Here is a 15,096-nt window from a genome sequence, read left to right as displayed (position 1 = left end):
CTAACCCGCGCCTACTGGCCATCGGGCATCGAGCGGATGCCACTGCCGGTGGTCATGCTGGAAAGCACACCATCCTTGCGGATGAGTGCATGGAACAGGGCCGCCGTCAGGTGCAGCAGGATGCCAACGAACAATAGGTACGCCAGTACAGTGTGGGCCAGGCGCAGCAAGGCATAGAGCTGGACGTCCTGCGAGGCGATAGGCGGCAGCAGCAGGGTATCGTGAAGCACGATGGGGTAGCCGCCGGCCGATTGCATGGCCCAGCCCACCAGCGGCAGCGTGGTCATCAGGATGTAGAGCAGCACGTGGGACAGCTGTGCGGCCCGTTTCTGCCAGGAGGGCATCTCAAGGGGCAAAGACGGTGTGGCCTGAACCAGGCGAACCGCCAAGCGAATCAATACCAACAGCAGCAGGAAGATGCCCAGAGGTTTGTGGATGGCCACCAACCAGCTGTGGCGCTCGGACAGGGTAACCACCATGCTGACGCCGATGAACAGCATGGCCAGCAGCAAGATAGCCATCAGCCAGTGCAACACACGCAGCGTACGGCTGAAGTGAGTGACGGGGCTTTTCATGGCTGCTCTCCCTGATGGTTGACGGGTGCACCTTCCCGGGTGCGGCGGTTGAAGGACACGGCGTAGGCGGCCGAACGGGCGCTGAGTATCGGATCGTCCGATGCCTCGATCCCGGCAGGCAGCACCAGCGGGTCGAAGTTGATATCGCGGCAAGCGCCGTCAGCCTGGGCTTCGGCCTGCTCGATCACCAAGGTGCCGGCGTCGATCTGTCGACGCGAGGTCGGCCACTGCTGGGTTGGGTCGGCAGTCGGGTCGCCTGGTTCGGCCAGGGTCAGCAGCAGTTTCCAGCGCAACGGTCCTTGTTGCAGACGCTGTTGCAGGTCGTGGGCGAGGAAGTCTGGATCCTTGCCAGCTTCACCCAGGGGCTCGAACGGCGCCTGCGGCTGCACCGACCAACGTACGAAGTGGCCCGTGCCATCGGGCTCCACCAGGCGGAACGCATTGACACCGTGGTAAGGGATGTTGGCAAAGCTGTTGCTCGGTTTGCTCGATTCGGCCCACTTCCTGAAGGCGGCGGATTCCGGGTGAGCGGCGAAGAATGCCTGCAGCTTGGCGGGGTCGGGCTTGCCGGTGGCCGGGTCCGGCCGAGAGGCCAGTACCTGTTCAAAAAAGGCCTCCGGCGTGGCTACGGGGAGCAGCGGCGGGGTGTTCATCGCAGTGCGCCACTGTTCACCTCCAGGCATCTGGAACAGCAATGCCATGCTGCGGGTCGTCACTGCGGCGTCCGGGGCATAGGGGTTGCTACCGCCGATGGAAAAACGCCCGGTAACTGGAACCTCTCCCTTGGCAAACACGCTGGCGCGGGAAAGGTGCGAGGCCTCGCCGTTGCTCTCGAAATGGCCAACGATGCAGATGCCCTTGGCGTGGTTCTTCCGATAGCCGGGGTAGCTGCCGGCGTTCGCTTCGAAGGCGTCGATGATGTTCTGCGGCGTGAGGCGCGCAGGTCCGAACCACCCAGCTGCATAGGCAAATCCGGCTGCCAGCCCGCCGACGGCGAGGCCAATCAGCGCGAGTGCTCCTGCCTGGTTGATCCGTGAAGGTTTTACGGTGTTCATGCCAAACTCCTGGGGTACGTTCCCCTGTCCATGAGCCGGTGAGACGAGGCTCTCGGAGATTTATTCCCGCGGTCGTGGAATAAAATCCCCAGCCGTGCGTCTCCCTGTTGCTTCCCAGGTAAGAGTGGCCGCCAAAGCGGTCGACACGATCGACGATGAACATGATTGATGACGCACAACTGCGAGAGTTGTTACAGCGCCTGAGGCGTTTTGCCCTCTGGCTGACGCGTAACTCCGCCACTGCGGACGACTTGGTCCAGGCAACGGTCGAGCGGGCGCTGTCGAAGTGGGGCAGCAAGCGCGAGGGTGACCTGCGCGCCTGGCTGTTCTCCATCCTTTATCGGCAGTTCATCGACGGTCAGCGTCGTGCCCTGCGCTATGCACGGCTGCTGGAGTTTTTTGGTGCCGCGCCGGTAGCGGAGGAGACAATCTCCACCGAAGATCTGGTGGTCACCCACGCCACGCTGGAGGCCTTCGCCCATCTTCCGACCGACCAACGCGCGCTCCTGCTGTTGGTCAGCGTGGAGGGCCTGAGCTACAAGGAGGCCGCCGAGGCGCTCGACATTCCGATCGGTACGGTGATGTCCCGGCTATCCCGCGCGCGCAAGGCGCTGCGTGTACTGGCCGAAGGCGAAACCACCACGCTTCAGCTACGGGTACTCAAATGAACGCATTCCATCCCAGCGAAGACGATCTGCACGCCTATCTCGACGGTCAACTCAGCGCTGAGCAGCACGCGTTGGTGGAGGCGTTCCTCACAACCAATCCCGAGGTCGCCGCGCAGGTCGAAGGGTGGCGCCGCGATGCCCAGCAACTGCGGGCAGCGCTGGCCAACCTGAATGGGTTGCCGCCTCCCGCGCGTCTGGATCCGACGGTGGTGCGCGCCTCGTTGCGCGCGCGTCAGCGGCGGCGTCTGGCGCTGGCTGCGTCGTTCCTATTGGCTCTAGGGCTGGGCGGGGTGGGGGGCTGGCAGGTCCGAGAACAGGTACTGCTGGCCGCCAACCCGCCGATGCAGGACGCCTTGCAGGCACACCGATTGTTCGCTCAGGGTGATTCGGTGGATGTGCAAGCGCGTCAGCCCGGGGAGTTGCAGGCGTGGCTGGATCAGCGTTTCAGCCATGCCGCGCGGATTCCTGACCTGCAACCCTACGGTTTCACACCGGTTGGCGGGCGTTGGCTGGTGACCGAGCAGGGCGCGGCCGCTTTGCTGCTGTTCGAGGACCAGCAAGGGCAACGGGTCAGTCTCTACCTGCGTGCGCCGGGCGCACTCTATGCGCGGATGGCAAGCGGCCAGCGCAGCGAGGGCGGTCTGGAGGCGCGTTACTGGTCACGGGACGGCTACAACTATGCGCTGGTCAGTCGAGACGGCGACCCGCGTGGGGAACTGCTGGAACGCGCTCTGGCATTCTGAAAGGAAAGGGGGCTGCGCTGCCCCCTTCTGCTCGACACTTCACGCTTGCATCGCCGCGCCATGAACATCCATGGCAGCCTGGCGCAGTGCCTCGGAGCGGGTGGGGTGGGGATGGCAGACCAGCGCGATGTCCTCGGCCGAGGCCGAGAACTCCATGGCCACGCAATATTCGCCGATCATTTCGCTGACGCTCGGACCGACCATGTGCACGCCCAGGATCTCGTCGGTGCGCTCGTCGGCCAGGACCTTCACGAACCCTTCAGTCTCATGGTTGATCTTGGCCCGGCTATTGGCCATGAAGGGGAATTTGCCCACGCGGTAGGCGCGACCTTCGGCCTTCAACTGCTCCTCGGTCTTGCCGACAGTGGCCACCTCCGGACGGGTGTAGATCACATTCGGGATGGTGTTGTAGTTCACTTCAGCAGCATGCCCGGCAATCCTCTCGATACAGACGACGCCTTCGTCCTCCGCCTTGTGCGCCAGCATGGGGCCGGAGGTGACGTCGCCGATTACCCAAACGCTGGGCGTGCTGGTCTGGTGGCGCTCGTTGGCCAGCATGCCGCGCGCATCGGGGCTCAACCCGACGTTTTCCAGGCCCAGGCCTTCAGTGAAGGGTCGCCGGCCGATGGCGACCAGCACATAGTCGGCCTTGAGGGTCTCGGCCAGTCCACCGGCAGCGGGCTCGATGCTGAGTTCAACGCCTACCGGGCTGGCGATCGCCTGGGTGACCTTGGAGCTGAGCTTGAAACTCATGCCTTGCTTGGTGAGGGAGCGCTGCAGGGTCTTGGCGACTTCGTCGTCGAGCCCGGGGCAGACACGGCCCAGATACTCCACGACCGTGACCTGGGCTCCCAGGCGCCGCCAGACCGAGCCCAACTCCAGGCCGATCACCCCGGCACCAATGACCACCAAATGCTTGGGTACCACTGGAAGCGACAGGGCGCCCGTGGAGTCGAGGATGCGCTGGTTGTCGATCTGAACGCCGGGTAGCGACGCAGGCTCCGAGCCGGTGGCGATGACAATGTCCTTGGCGCTCAGGGTCTGCTGCTGGCCGTCGCGATCAGTCACAACCACCCGGCCTGGGCCTTCGATGCGGCCCCAGCCCTTGATCCATTCAACCTTGTTCTTGCGGAAAAGAAACTCGATGCCCTTGGTCAGGGCGGCAACGCTTTCAGCCTTCTGCGCCATCATCTGCACCAGGTCGAGCTTGGGTTGGACCTGGATTCCGAGGGTCGCGAATTCCTTGCCCGCGGCCGCCTCGAATAGCTCGGAGGCATGCAGCAGCGCCTTGGACGGCATGCAGCCCACATTGAGGCAGGTGCCACCCAGGGTTTCCCGACCCTCAACGCAGGCCACCTTCATACCCAACTGGCCCGCCTTGATCGCCGCGTTGTAACCGCCAGGCCCGCCGCCTATCACCACTACGTCATATGTGCTCATGGTCTGGTACCTCGGTCAGAAGACTTGAGTGGAATGGGAAAGCCTAGTGGACTGTCGCGAGGCTTCCAGAAAGATCGTTGAAGACATTGATTGTGATCGTAATATTACGGGCGAAATCCAAACCGTCAAACGCATTACGATCCGACGAGGGTTGGCCTTACCAGTCCAGCTTCAGGCTACTTTCGAAAATACGGGGCTTTCCGCTGATCGGATCGTCGAAGGCGAGACTATGGGCAAGCAGCTTGAGGGGGCGGTCATAATCGTCCAGCTCGCCTTCATCGGTCAGCGTCGGGTAGAAGCCGTCATTGCAGATCGGGGCGCCGAGGGCCGCCAGGTGCACGCGCAATTGGTGCTTCTTGCCGGTGATGGGGTAGAGGGCATAGCGCCAGAGGTCACCATTCTGTTCAATGACCTCCATGCGTGTGCAGCTATTGGGCACGCCCGTCACTTCCTGCATGCGAAAGAAGGGCTCGCCGGCGTCCATGCGGGTTTCGCGCAGCAGCGGAAATTCGAGGTCGGGGAGGGCGGGGGCGATGGCCTCGTAGCGCTTGTGCATCTGCCGTTCGCGGAACAGTGCCTGGTATCGGCCCCGGCTCGATGGATCAGCCGAGAAAAGCACCAGCCCGGCGGTGTGCCGGTCGATGCGGTGCAACGGCACCAGGTTCGGATTGCCGAGGCTTTTGCAGAGCCGGGCCTGGAGGGTCTGCTCGACATATTCGCCGGCTGGCATCACTGGCAGGAAATGCGGCTTGTCCGCCACCACCAGGTGTTCATCGACATGCAGGATCTGCTCCTGGAAGGGAATCGGCCTCTCGTTCTTCACTTCGCGGAAGTAGTGCACCCGCAGCCCGACGCGGTAGGCATGGTGGGGTCCCAGGGCGTTGCCATCGGCGTCCGTTACGCGCCCACGGGCCATGCGCTCCAGCCAGGTCTCGCGCGGGATGGCGGAGAAGTGCGCGCACAGGCAGTCGAGCACGGTCGTCCAGTTGCCCTGGGGCAGGTGCAGGGTGCTGGCGCGGACGTTGGTTGGGTTCGACATGACGAATGTTGGTGGCTTGCAGGCCGTGCATTAGGCCGCAGTGACCTGACCGCAGTCAAAGGCAGAGGATAGAATGCACCCGACCATGCGCTGGCAGGGAGGAGCCCTGCGGCAGCGGGAGCCCCGTTGCAGGCACATGCAAGGACATTCGTTCATCAGAGGATCGCTGTATGTTTTCCAAGCAAATTTCCCTCAGTTTCGCCCTGATCGGCCTGCTCCTGGCCGGCTGCAGCTCGACTGAAAAGGCTGCCGAACCCAAGGCCGAGGCTCCCGCCACCGAGGCCTCCAACTCGACCGCGCATGTGCCCGGTGGCACCTGTGACTCGACGGTGCTTGCTGCCCTGGTAGGCAAGCAGGCCAGTGTCGCTATGGTCGAGCAGGCCAAGCGCCAGTCCGGCGCCGAGATGGCACGGGTGCTACGCCCGCATGACCCGATGACCATGGATTACAACTCCCGCCGCCTGAACATCGACGTAGACGATACCGGCACCATCAAGCAGTTCACCTGCGGCTGAGCCAGCCCCAACGCAATTGAGTCCGGGCCGCCGGTTCGCGTCTGTGCGCGAGGTGCAGGCGGCCCGGCGCTGGAGTAGGATGATACTCCCCCCAGTAGCCAGTCCGGATGCCAGAGGTACCGAATGACCAACGAAGTCGTAGCGGCGCACCAGGACGCCATGCTCAAGCGCCTGGCCCGCGTGGAAGGGCAGATTCGCGGCCTGCAGGCGATGATTCGCCGGGGCGATGACTGCGAGGCGGTCGCTCAGCAATTCAGCGCATCGCGCAAGGCGCTCGATCGTGCCTACCAACAGATGCTCGTCTGCCTGCTCGAAGAGGCCGTGCTGGACCCGGAGCAGGACGCCACCGAAACCCTCGAGCGGGTCCGGGCGATCTTCACCAAGTACACCTGAGCAACGCCACGAGTAACTTTTTCTATCAGCAACCCGGTGCAACGCCGGATTTCGCGCCATCTTCTTCCCCTGTGTCGTTCGTCGCAGGCTGCCAGCCGAAGCTGGCGGTCCTGCATCGCATCGTTGATGTCCAATCGTCGAAATTGATGATGAAAATATACTCCTGGGGGTATATGATGAGTCTGGATTACACGACTCAAGTCGCCGATAACGTGCGACGCATTGCACTGGCCTGCACTGGCCTGCACTGGCCTGCGCACAGCCTGCACCGGAGACATCCATGACCATCGACTGGAACGCTTTCACGCCTTGGAGCGCCTTGGGCGGCGGCGTGCTGATCGGGCTTTCGACCAGCCTGTTCATCCTTGCCAACGGCCGCATCGCCGGCATCAGCGGCTTGCTCGGCGGCTTGCTCGGCGGCTTGCTGCAGCGCGGCAGTGACGGCTATGCGGAAAGGGCCCTGTTTCTCCTTGGCCTGTTGGTGGCACCGCTGCTATGGCTGGCTTTTGGCCGATTGCCTGAGGTGCGCTTCGATACCGGCTGGTTCGGCCTGATCATTGCCGGCCTGCTGGTGGGCGTGGGCACCCGTTATGGCTCTGGGTGCACCAGCGGACATGGTGTCTGCGGCCTGGCACGCCTGTCACCCCGATCATTGGCGGCAACCCTGAGCTTCATGGCTGCCGGCTTTGCTACGGTTTTTGTTCTGCGTCATGTGTTCGGAGGTTGAGCATGGGCAAACTGACTGCATTCGTTGCCGGTTTGATCTTTGGCGTGGGCTTGCTGCTCGCGGGCATGGCCAATCCGGGAAAGGTATTGGCTTTCCTGGACCTCGCGGGTGCCTGGGACCCGTCCCTGGCCTTGGTGATGGGCGGAGCGATCGCTGTTGCGCTGCCGGGGTTCACCCTGGCGAAGCGCATGCCACGCTCCTGGCTGGATGAGCCGATGCAACTGCCGACCAAGCGCGAGGTAGATCGGCGCCTTGTCGGAGGCAGCCTTCTGTTCGGTGTGGGTTGGGGGATCGCTGGTGTCTGTCCAGGGCCAGCGCTGACCATCCTGTTTACCGGACATTGGCAAGCGCTGCTATTTGTTCTGGCGATGCTGGCCGGCATGTTGCTGTTCACCGCGCTGGAGCGTCAGCGCAGCAATTGACCTGGAGGTCATCATGACAGTGAACGTAGGTACCATAGACCGCAGCCTGCGCATCGGCGGCGGCCTTATCCTGATCGCTCTTGGCCTGAGCGGTGTGATCGGTCTCTGGGGCTGGATCGGTCTGGTTCCACTGGCTACCGGTATTTTCCGCTCGTGCCCTGCCTACTCGTTACTGGGCATTTCTACCTGCAAGCGGGCCTGAACCCCCAAGGCGCCGCTGGCTGCGACCGACGCTTGGCCAGACAGCCTGGTTCCGGTGGCACAGGCAAGGCGCGAGTTCAGGGCACTCCCGGTACCTTCGTTTCGTCCCAACTGCTGTCAGGGTCGAAGCGGGGGAGGGCCTTGGCCAGTTTTTCTCCGTCAGGCCCCAGGTCCTTCTCGAACACCTGACCGTCATGGCTGATCATGAAACTCATCACACCGCTATCACCATACTTGGCCGGCCATGCAATCATGGCAAAGCCGCGAGTCATGTTCTCCCCAATCTTGTAGTCATAGGCGCCGCCTGGTGCCGAGGGGCCCTGAGCGGTGAGGATGCGGTAGTGATAGCCCTGCCAGTCGTCACCTCGTTCGGTGTCACCGAAAAGCGGGCCGAGCGGACTCTCTTCGATGCCCGGCTTCTCGCTCCAATAGAGTCCATCATATTGGCCGTCGGTGCTGATGATCTTTTGTGCGTACTCGAGCACACCATCGCCATCGCGGTCGATATCGGCATAGTCCATCTGTGCATCGTGGTAGGCCAGTAGCGCCTGCATCGAGCCGATTTCGTTGCGACCGATGCGGCGCACTCGGATCTCTTCACTGCCCGCCTTGGCATCGAATCTCCAACCGTCCTTGCCCTGGATGATCGGTAGTGGAAAGGTCCAGGGCGTATTGCCGACCACCAGATGTGCACGGCCTGATCCATCGGTCTGGATCGTCCGTTTTTCGCGGTACAGGGCAAGGAAGGCATCGACATCCTGGCGGTCGACGCTTCCGACCGGGATGTAGGTATTCCAGTCGTCGCCAAGCAGGGTTGCCAAGCGTTTGGCATCACCCTCCTTGGTGCCGAGCGCGGTGATCAGGGCTGCAGCGGCAGCGCCCGGGGTGGGATACGCTTGCTGTGCGCTGGCGCTGTAAGCGAGAGCCGCCAGGATAGAAGCCAGGAAAAGGCGAATAACAGCACTCATGGCTAGTCTCCTTTCAGCGCCGACGGGCGCCACCGCGGGACGGTGCATTTGAGGGCCGCTGTACCGTCCGGCCTTGGCTGGCTTTTGGCCTGCTGGCGGCGGAGTAGCTGGTTTTTCCGCGGCTGGCTTGCGCACGCGACTGCGACGGCGAGCGCGTACCGGAGAAGGCGTTGTTACGCGGGCCTTGTGTACTTGCGTGCTGTTTGCGGGCCTGCTGGCGAGCCTGCGTATTGCTGGTGGCGCGTGGACGCGCCTGCTGGTCCTTACGCAGGTCGCGGTCTCCAGCCTGGGCGCGGGGTCGTGCCTGCTGCTCCTGACGCAGATCTCGGCTCGCGGTCTGGGCGCGCTCGCGGGCCTGGCGATTGCTGGCGGCTGGTGCCTCGAAGCCGCGCTGGGTCAGGCTCTGGCGCGCACGCTCGCGATCAGCGGTACGTGCCGGGTCACGCCCGCGGAGGGCATCGCGCTGTTGAGCACCATCCAGTTGGCGGCCATATTTCTGGCGGCTGGCATTATCGCGATACGGCACGCCGTCGCGGTTGACTGCGTTGTGTCGCCAGGTGTTCTGGTTGGCGTTGATCTTGCGGTTTGAGTTGATGTTGTTATAGCGGTTGACGTCGATATCGATGTCGCCGCCGCCCCAGTCACAGTCGCCCCACAGCGAATCGATGATCGCCACACCAGCACCGAAGGCCAGGCCGGCGGCAAGCGCGCTCCCCAGGTAGTAGCCAGGTGGTGGCGGGTAATAGGCAGGCGGGTAGGACGGGCTCGGCCAACTGCCGTAGACCACATTCGGGTTGTAGCTGGGCACGTAGACGACCTGCGGGTCGGCCGGTTCGATGATGATGGTCTGAGGTGGAGCAGCCTGCTGGACGACGGTGGTCGAGGAACTTGGCGCTGCCGGTTGAACGATGACCTTTTGCTGCTCGTTGGATTCCAGGTTCCCGGCTACTTGCGCTTGTCGACGCAGGCGTTGCACTGAGTCCATCACGTCGTTGGGCTGCGCGAGAAAGGCGTCGCCCACTCGCTGAACCCAGGCGGGGTCCTGGCCCATGGTTGCCAGCACGGCCGGGAAGGCTACCAGCGACTGCACGCTCGGGTCCCACGGCTGGTTCGCGACCTGGCGCACAGCGTCGTCGCCGCTGACATTCGGATGCGCCTTGGACCAGTCCACGGCATCCGCGACGTTGCCCGGGTAGGTCGATGCCATCAGCACCTGAGCCAGCAACGAGTCCGGGTACAAAGCCAAGGGTGCGAGCATCTGATCCAGTTCTTCTGTGCGAAACACCGCTTGAGCCGGTGCGGCCGTTGCGGGTACTGCTGCCACGCCAGCGGCCTGCTGATTAGTGGGCGCCTGGTCCTCCGAGTGAGCGGGGATGGCCAACAAGGCAAGCAAGATCATGCTGTAGCGATGGATCACGCACATTTCGCTTCTCCTCGGGAAAGAGAGCGCGGATCGAATAATAGGCGGGCGCACGGTGATGGCAGCCAGCAGAGACAGCTCCCAAAATGATAGGACGGGTTTCGAGGAGTTGTTTTGATTTAATCGTCGGTTGGCTTTCAGTTCGCTTTGCCAGCCCACGTAAAGTCCACGCTGCCTGAGCGTGGACTGTTACGGGGCAGACGTTTCAGGCGGCCCGGTGGCCCGTTGGTTCAGCGTGTTGTGTGTGAGCCATGTTCGGTTTGAGGACCAGCACGTCGCCGTCCAGATGGTCTAGAACGGCTTCGGCCGTATTGCCGAGCAGCGCCCCCGAAATCCCATGACGAGCGACAGTGCCCAACACGACCAGCGTGGCGTCCAGTTGTCTGGCGATTTGCGGAATCAGGGCTTTGGCCGGTCCTTCGCCGATATGCAGGCGGTGCTCCGGCACCTCGTACTCGTTCTGGAACCATTGGCACTGGTCGTGGCAGTGCCTGGCGACGGATTGGTCGGGAGCGACGCTTGGGTCGGCCGCAGGCAGGAGGGTGGGCGAGTAGGCGCTGACGACATGCAGGGATGCGCCGAAGAGTTCGCACAGGTCGCTGGCGTGGCCCATGACGTTGCCCTGCAGCGCCAGGTGCGCAGGATCATGATGTTCGACATCCATCGCGGCCAGGACCGAGCTGCCTTCCCAGGGACTTCTGCTCCTGACCAACAGCAAGGGAGCAGGCGACAGGCGGACCAACTGCCAGTCATCCGGCGGAACGAGCAGCTGTTTCAAGCCAGATGCCGGCTGATGCTGCTTGATGATCAGGTCGTACTCCTGCACCTGACAGGCAGAGAGGATAGCGCTGGAGGCGTGCTCGGTATCGACATTGGCTCGCTCTCCCAACGCGGGAATACCCAGAAGACGCAGGCGAGCAAGTTGCTGGTCGAGAAACTCACCCTGGTCGTCTCGCGCGTCGCAGACCAGCAGATTGAGGGTGGCGCCCAACTTTGCCGCCAGTTGTTCGCCGCGTAGCAGGGCGGGGCTTTCTGGAACTGGCGGCACGGCTAGAAGAATTTTCTTTATCGAACGCATGGCCATCTCCTTGTTGCATCGAGCATAGGGGCGGGCTGGCCTCTCTTACCTCGTTATTTTCAGCAGAACGGACTGCAGGTCATGCCCGCTGGGGCGGTTCAACTCGGGTACTCCTTTGATACAGGCGTGCGCAGGGCGCTTTGGCTACGGCCCTGCAAGGCAAGGCGCTGCAGGACTCTGCCTATTAGATGATGCAGTATGGCTGCGGTTGGAAGAGGGACAAGGCAGCCCATCGCCCGGTCCCTTCAATTTGGTTCCAAGCGATGCTCGAGTCGTTATATCGAATGCGGTCAGGTTTAGGTCTTCTGCACTTTGTTACCCAGTCGGGCCGCCCAGGGGTTGGCTGTCAATCCATGCAGCAGCACGCTCAAGAACACCGTGCAGATGGCAGTGGCCACCAGTGTATTAGTGGCCTCCATCGGCACGTCCATGATCATCACCGTGAAGACGATGGTGGCCAGGCCCCGTGGACCGAACCAGCCGATGAACATTCGGGTTTCGGTGTCGAAGCGTGTTCCCTGTAGACTGATCAGCACCGGAAGGATGCGGATGACCGTGAGGCTGAGCAATGCGTACAGCCAGATCTCGAGGGTGAAGCTGCTCCAGGCCCTGGGTATCGCCAACGCGCCGAATGCGACCCAGGTGACCACTGACAGCAGGTTGGCGAATTCTTCGCTCGACTGGAGCAGCTGATGTTTCTGCTCACCGTAGAGGTGGCCGGCGAGCAGGCCTCCCACGAAGGCTGCTATGAAACCGCTGCCACCGATGGTCTGCGCGGTGGCGAAGCACAGCACGGCAAGGCCGGGCAAGGTCAACTGCGACCACATGGGCATCTGCCATTGGTGTGCGCTTGAGACCCTGTGCAACTTCCAGGTGGCAAAGGTGAATGCGATGCCGACCAGGGCGCCAATGCCCAGCTCTTCGACAACCAGTTCGACTGCAAGCACCCAGGGCGCCTGGTCGTGGGCCTCGATCAGCAAGGCGAGGAACATCAGCAGTACCGGTACGCAGATGCCATCGTTCAGGCCGCTCTCCACGTTCAGGCTTTCACGCACGGGTTCTGCCACTGCCGGATTACTGACCACCGCCTTGCCAAGGGCCGCATCCGTAGGGGCCAGGATGACAGCGAGAACCGCCAGTTCCAGCAGGGGTATCTGCGGAAACAACCACAACCCCACGAGCCATCCACCGCCGATGGTCAGCGGCAGGCCGATCAGGAGCAAGCGCAGGGGAATCCCTTCGTGGGCCTTCAGTACCTTGAGGTTGGCATTGGTGGCGTCACTGAACAGCACGATTGCCAATGTCAGTTCGGCCAGGGCCTTCAGGCCTTCGCGATTAATGCTGGGTTGCAGTAGACCCGTGGCACTTAACACCAGGCCGGCGAGCATGAACATCAACGGCCCGTTGAGGAGCCGCGACTCGAAGCGCCCTGCGAAGATGCTGTAGGTCAAGAGAAAGGCGGCGAGTACAGCAAGGTTCTGGTACATGGAGGCCAGTTCTCGAGCGAGGCCATCTGATTGTGGGTGGCCTTTGGGCCTCCAGCAAGGCAAGTCGGTACCCTGGCATGGCAGGTCAGGCCAAGTGATGGGTTGACCATGTAGCGGATGACGCGCCAGGTGCCGGGGGGATGCCGACGAGTTCCCGTCTGTCGAAATGGCCGTTGGCACTCTGGTCAGATCTCGACTTGGGCGCCCAACTCGATCACGCGATTCACGGGCAACTGGAAGTAGCTCATGCTGCTGTTCGCGTTCTTCTGGAGGAAGGCGAACAGCCCTTCGCGCCAGATTGCCATGCCAAAGCGTTTGGTTGGAATGACGGTCTCTCTGCTCAGGAAATAGGTGGTACGCATGGGGGCGAAGTCGAGCCCACCACCCTGGCACAGCTTGAGCGCTGCCGGGACGTCAGGCTCATCCATGAAGCCGAAGTGCAGCAATACCCTATAGAACCCATTTCCATAGTCGGTCACTTCGGAGCGGTGTTTTGGATCGACTCGGGGGGTGTCTTCGGTCAGCCCGGTCAGCATGACAACCTGCTCATGCAACACCTGGTTGTGCAGCAAGTTGTGCAGCAGTGCATGGGGCACCGCATCGGGGCGCGCGCTCAGGAACACTGCGGTTCCAGAGACCCGATGAGGCGGCTGGATACGGATGCTTCCCAGGAAAATATCGAGGGGGAGAGCGGTTTCATCCAGGCGTTCAAACAGGGCCTGTTTACCGCGTTTCCAGGGGGTCATCAGGACGAAGAGCACGGAGCCGGCGATCACGGGGAAAGCACCGCCTTGGAAGATCTTCGGCAGGTTGGCGCTGACAAAGAGTCCATCGGCCACGAGGAAACCAATCAGCAAAGGAACCGCCAGCCAGCGGGGTGCCTTCCATAACAGCAACATCACCGCCGACACCAGCAGTGTGCCGATCAGCAAGGTCGTGGTGACTGCAACGCCATAAGCGGCCGCCAAGGCCCCTGACGAACCGAAGCCAATCACCAGCAAGACGACGCAGGTCATCAGTGCCCAGTTCACCACGCCGATGTAGATTTTTCCCTGCGATGCGTTAGAGGTGTGCTGGACCTGCATGCGCGGTATGTAGCCGAGTTGGATTGCCTGCTGACTGAGCGAAAACGCTCCCGAAATGACCGCCTGAGAGGCAATGATGGTCGCCAGCATGATCATCGGCAGCAAGGCCCGGGACGGCGCGAGCAGATAGAAAGGGTTGCGGGCCGCTTCAGGGGCGGCCAACAACAGGGCACCCTGGCCGAAATAGTTCAGCACCAGGCCGGGCAGCACCAGCGCGAACCAGGCGTGCGCAATGGGCTTGCGACCAAAGTGCCCCATGTCGGCGTAAAGTGCTTCGGCGCCTGTCAGGGCCAACACCACGGCCCCGAGAATGGTGATGCCGATCCCAGGTCGCTCGATGAAGAAATTGGCCGCCCACCAAGGGTTGATGGCCTGGAGTACCTCAGGGCGTTGCGCGATCCCGTGGACTCCGAGTGCGCCAAGCACCACGAACCAGAGCACCATGACGGGGCCGAACAAAATCCCGATCCGCGCGGTGCCGTGCTTCTGGATCAGGAACAGACCGATCAGCAGGACCACGGTCACTGGCACCACCCAATGACCCAGACCGGGCAGGGCGACGTCCAGGCCTTCCACGGTGGAAAGGACGGAGATGGCCGGGGTGATCATGCTGTCGCCATAGAACAACGCAGTGCCGAACAAGCCGAGAAATACCAGGGCAGTGCTAAGCCGCGGATAGGCAGCGGTGGCGCGGCGCGCCAGGGCGGTCAGTGCCATGACCCCACCCTCGCATCGTTGTCAGCCCGCAGCATGAACAGGACATATTTCAGCGAGACGACCCACAACAGCGACCACAGGATTAGCGACAGGATGCCCAGCACCCCGGCGGGTTGACCTGTACGCCATAGCTGCCGGAGAAAACTTCTTTGAGTGTGTAAAGCGGGCTGGTGCCGATGTCCCCGTAAACGACACCTGCCGCTGCCACCAGGAGCCCAAATGAAGAGGCCGGAGCGTGGGAGGTCTGCTCCAGTGCAGCTGGGTTATCACTCATCAATCAAGACCTCTTGGGCATCTGTCATCGGAAGTCGCCCGCCTGCTATCGCAGCCATGCTGCGAGTTTCGGCGCAAGACTTCGTGGCCGGTGCGTTCCATGAGGAGCTTTCGACGGATCGGAGAGTTTCTGGTGCGGATTGTCAGTGCAGCCGGTGGCGCGAACTTGCAGGTGCACAGGAGGGGTACGCCAAGTTCCGGCCACGGCAACTGTGCGCTGGAAAGTATCCATATCTTCGTGGGCGCAGGTCTAAAAAAAAGCCGTAAAAAATTCTGTTGGCACGGCCGTG

The 15,096-nt window shown here is 62.4% G+C and carries 16 protein-coding genes and 1 pseudogene; 7 read left to right on the top strand and 10 right to left on the bottom strand.

Annotated features, from left to right (window positions below):
• Positions 1-11: 11 nt before the first annotated feature.
• Both J7302_RS23620 and J7302_RS23615 read right to left on the bottom strand, forming a co-directional pair.
• Entirely contained in the window at positions 12-575 is a 564-nt protein-coding gene (locus J7302_RS23620) for a cytochrome b (RefSeq protein ID WP_215380488.1), read from the bottom strand.
• Entirely contained in the window at positions 572-1,630 is a 1,059-nt protein-coding gene (locus tag J7302_RS23615; RefSeq protein WP_215380485.1) for a catalase family peroxidase, read from the bottom strand. The genes J7302_RS23620 and J7302_RS23615 overlap by 4 nt, the downstream gene beginning before the upstream one ends.
• 155 nt (positions 1,631-1,785) lie before the next feature.
• Here J7302_RS23615 and J7302_RS23610 point away from each other — a divergent pair, with 155 nt between their 5' ends.
• The gene (locus J7302_RS23610; RefSeq protein WP_215380482.1) at positions 1,786-2,298 is read left to right on the top strand and encodes a sigma-70 family RNA polymerase sigma factor; all 513 of its coding nucleotides are present in this window, start codon (positions 1,786-1,788) and stop codon (positions 2,296-2,298) included.
• Positions 2,295-3,041: an anti-sigma factor family protein gene (locus tag J7302_RS23605; protein WP_215380479.1), complete on the top strand. Its 747-nt coding sequence runs from the start codon at positions 2,295-2,297 to the stop codon at positions 3,039-3,041. Before J7302_RS23610 ends, J7302_RS23605 begins: the two co-directional genes overlap by 4 nt.
• 39 nt (positions 3,042-3,080) lie before the next feature.
• Here J7302_RS23605 and lpdA read toward each other — a convergent pair whose 3' ends face one another.
• Both lpdA and J7302_RS23595 read right to left on the bottom strand, forming a co-directional pair.
• Positions 3,081-4,481: a dihydrolipoyl dehydrogenase gene (gene lpdA / locus J7302_RS23600; RefSeq protein ID WP_215380477.1), complete on the bottom strand. Its 1,401-nt coding sequence runs from the start codon at positions 4,479-4,481 to the stop codon at positions 3,081-3,083.
• Between the two features lie 157 nt (positions 4,482-4,638).
• Positions 4,639-5,520 carry an RluA family pseudouridine synthase gene (locus tag J7302_RS23595; protein ID WP_215380475.1) on the bottom strand — a complete coding sequence of 294 codons (882 nt, stop codon included), beginning with the start codon at positions 5,518-5,520 and terminating at the stop codon, positions 4,639-4,641.
• 170 nt (positions 5,521-5,690) lie between these two features.
• On the opposite strand from J7302_RS23595, the gene J7302_RS23590 reads away from it, so the two are divergent.
• From J7302_RS23590 to J7302_RS23570, 5 genes are all read left to right on the top strand, one after another.
• Positions 5,691-6,035, top strand: coding sequence for an I78 family peptidase inhibitor (locus J7302_RS23590; RefSeq protein ID WP_215380473.1), 345 nt, complete (start codon positions 5,691-5,693; stop codon positions 6,033-6,035).
• A gap of 123 nt (positions 6,036-6,158) precedes the next feature.
• Positions 6,159-6,428 carry a metal-sensing transcriptional repressor gene (locus J7302_RS23585; protein WP_215380471.1) on the top strand — a complete coding sequence of 90 codons (270 nt, stop codon included), beginning with the start codon at positions 6,159-6,161 and terminating at the stop codon, positions 6,426-6,428.
• A gap of 247 nt (positions 6,429-6,675) precedes the next feature.
• Positions 6,676-7,155 (top strand): YeeE/YedE family protein, encoded by a 480-nt coding sequence (locus J7302_RS23580; RefSeq protein ID WP_349814471.1) that lies wholly within the window; start codon positions 6,676-6,678, stop codon positions 7,153-7,155.
• A gap of 2 nt (positions 7,156-7,157) precedes the next feature.
• Positions 7,158-7,577 (top strand): DUF6691 family protein, encoded by a 420-nt coding sequence (locus tag J7302_RS23575; protein WP_215380467.1) that lies wholly within the window; start codon positions 7,158-7,160, stop codon positions 7,575-7,577.
• A 13-nt stretch (positions 7,578-7,590) separates the two neighbouring features.
• Positions 7,591-7,779, top strand: a complete 189-nt coding sequence (locus tag J7302_RS23570) for a YgaP family membrane protein (RefSeq protein WP_215380463.1) — start codon at positions 7,591-7,593, stop codon at positions 7,777-7,779.
• 76 nt (positions 7,780-7,855) lie between these two features.
• Here the strand turns inward: J7302_RS23570 and J7302_RS23565 are convergent, their stop codons facing one another.
• The 6 genes and pseudogenes from J7302_RS23565 to J7302_RS23545 form a co-directional block, all read right to left on the bottom strand.
• Complete coding sequence (locus J7302_RS23565; RefSeq protein ID WP_215380460.1) at positions 7,856-8,746, bottom strand: DUF2950 domain-containing protein; 891 nt, start codon at positions 8,744-8,746, stop codon at positions 7,856-7,858.
• Between the two features lie 13 nt (positions 8,747-8,759).
• Positions 8,760-10,169 (bottom strand): DUF3300 domain-containing protein, encoded by a 1,410-nt coding sequence (locus tag J7302_RS23560; RefSeq protein ID WP_215380456.1) that lies wholly within the window; start codon positions 10,167-10,169, stop codon positions 8,760-8,762.
• Positions 10,170-10,371: 202 nt separating this feature from the next.
• Positions 10,372-11,244, bottom strand: coding sequence for a universal stress protein (locus J7302_RS23555; protein WP_215380452.1), 873 nt, complete (start codon positions 11,242-11,244; stop codon positions 10,372-10,374).
• A gap of 296 nt (positions 11,245-11,540) precedes the next feature.
• Positions 11,541-12,731, bottom strand: coding sequence for a cation:proton antiporter (locus tag J7302_RS23550; protein ID WP_215380450.1), 1,191 nt, complete (start codon positions 12,729-12,731; stop codon positions 11,541-11,543).
• 185 nt (positions 12,732-12,916) lie between these two features.
• Positions 12,917-13,477: a KUP/HAK/KT family potassium transporter gene (locus J7302_RS27060; RefSeq protein ID WP_394359110.1), complete on the bottom strand. Its 561-nt coding sequence runs from the start codon at positions 13,475-13,477 to the stop codon at positions 12,917-12,919.
• Positions 13,460-14,807, bottom strand: a pseudogene (locus tag J7302_RS23545) (KUP/HAK/KT family potassium transporter); the annotation flags it as partial. The gene J7302_RS27060 and the pseudogene J7302_RS23545, both read right to left, overlap by 18 nt.
• Between the last annotated feature and the right edge of the window lie 289 nt (positions 14,808-15,096).

Source organism: Metapseudomonas boanensis, assembly GCF_018704125.1.
Taxonomy (GTDB): Bacteria; Pseudomonadota; Gammaproteobacteria; order Pseudomonadales; family Pseudomonadaceae; genus Metapseudomonas; species Metapseudomonas boanensis.
The sequence above is the reverse complement of the archived record's forward strand: the minus strand, read 5'-3'. Positions and strand labels throughout refer to the sequence as shown.

Coding starts and splice junctions, on each gene's coding strand:
- J7302_RS23550 (WP_215380450.1), bottom strand. CDS start 12,731: ATGTACCAGAACCTTGCTGTACTCGCCGCCTTTCTCTTGACCTACAGC.
- J7302_RS23615 (WP_215380485.1), bottom strand. CDS start 1,630: ATGAACACCGTAAAACCTTCACGGATCAACCAGGCAGGAGCACTCGCG.
- J7302_RS23560 (WP_215380456.1), bottom strand. CDS start 10,169: ATGTGCGTGATCCATCGCTACAGCATGATCTTGCTTGCCTTGTTGGCC.
- J7302_RS23575 (WP_215380467.1), top strand. CDS start 7,158: ATGGGCAAACTGACTGCATTCGTTGCCGGTTTGATCTTTGGCGTGGGC.
- J7302_RS23585 (WP_215380471.1), top strand. CDS start 6,159: ATGACCAACGAAGTCGTAGCGGCGCACCAGGACGCCATGCTCAAGCGC.
- lpdA (WP_215380477.1), bottom strand. CDS start 4,481: ATGAGCACATATGACGTAGTGGTGATAGGCGGCGGGCCTGGCGGTTAC.
- J7302_RS23590 (WP_215380473.1), top strand. CDS start 5,691: ATGTTTTCCAAGCAAATTTCCCTCAGTTTCGCCCTGATCGGCCTGCTC.
- J7302_RS23620 (WP_215380488.1), bottom strand. CDS start 575: ATGAAAAGCCCCGTCACTCACTTCAGCCGTACGCTGCGTGTGTTGCAC.
- J7302_RS23570 (WP_215380463.1), top strand. CDS start 7,591: ATGACAGTGAACGTAGGTACCATAGACCGCAGCCTGCGCATCGGCGGC.
- J7302_RS23595 (WP_215380475.1), bottom strand. CDS start 5,520: ATGTCGAACCCAACCAACGTCCGCGCCAGCACCCTGCACCTGCCCCAG.
- J7302_RS23605 (WP_215380479.1), top strand. CDS start 2,295: ATGAACGCATTCCATCCCAGCGAAGACGATCTGCACGCCTATCTCGAC.
- J7302_RS27060 (WP_394359110.1), bottom strand. CDS start 13,477: ATGACCCCCTGGAAACGCGGTAAACAGGCCCTGTTTGAACGCCTGGAT.
- J7302_RS23565 (WP_215380460.1), bottom strand. CDS start 8,746: ATGAGTGCTGTTATTCGCCTTTTCCTGGCTTCTATCCTGGCGGCTCTC.
- J7302_RS23610 (WP_215380482.1), top strand. CDS start 1,786: ATGAACATGATTGATGACGCACAACTGCGAGAGTTGTTACAGCGCCTG.
- J7302_RS23555 (WP_215380452.1), bottom strand. CDS start 11,244: ATGCGTTCGATAAAGAAAATTCTTCTAGCCGTGCCGCCAGTTCCAGAA.